This is a genomic window from Alcanivorax profundi (assembly GCF_003597125.1).
Classification (GTDB): Bacteria; Pseudomonadota; Gammaproteobacteria; order Pseudomonadales; family Alcanivoracaceae; genus Alcanivorax; species Alcanivorax profundi.
Genome location: NZ_QYYA01000187.1, coordinates 1 through 375 on the forward strand (window position 1 = coordinate 1; position 375 = coordinate 375).

The following is a 375-nucleotide window of genomic DNA, read 5'->3' on the forward strand; positions in this document are numbered from 1 at the left end:
CACATGTAGGTAAAAGTGGGATAACGCATAACATCAATTCACAGTGGTTTGCGCCTGGCAACACACAGATTGCCAGCAGTCTTGTAAGAAGGTGCATGATTTGTCGACAGAACAAGAAAGGAAATGGTCAGGCACAACATGACCATTTACCCGCTCCAAAAGGGCCGTTTGTTCGGTGTGCCACTAAACATAAACCGTGACAGAGGTCCAGCGTTCGTCGCAGGGGTAACACGAAACCTAGCAAAAGCTTTAGGCTTTACATGGGGTTTACATGTTCCCTACCACCCTCAAAGTTCTGCTTATGTTGAAAGGGCAAATTGTACACTCAAAGAGAGACTCACTAAAACAGTGATGACCACTGGTTTGAAGTGGCCA

At 46.1% G+C, this 375-nt stretch carries 1 protein-coding gene; it reads left to right on the forward strand.

Annotated elements, in window-relative coordinates; genetic code table 11:
- Window positions 1–138: 138 nt before the first annotated feature.
- On the forward strand, window positions 139–375 hold a 237-nt coding region (locus D4A39_RS17420; RefSeq protein WP_158586960.1), incomplete at its 3' end, for an integrase catalytic domain-containing protein.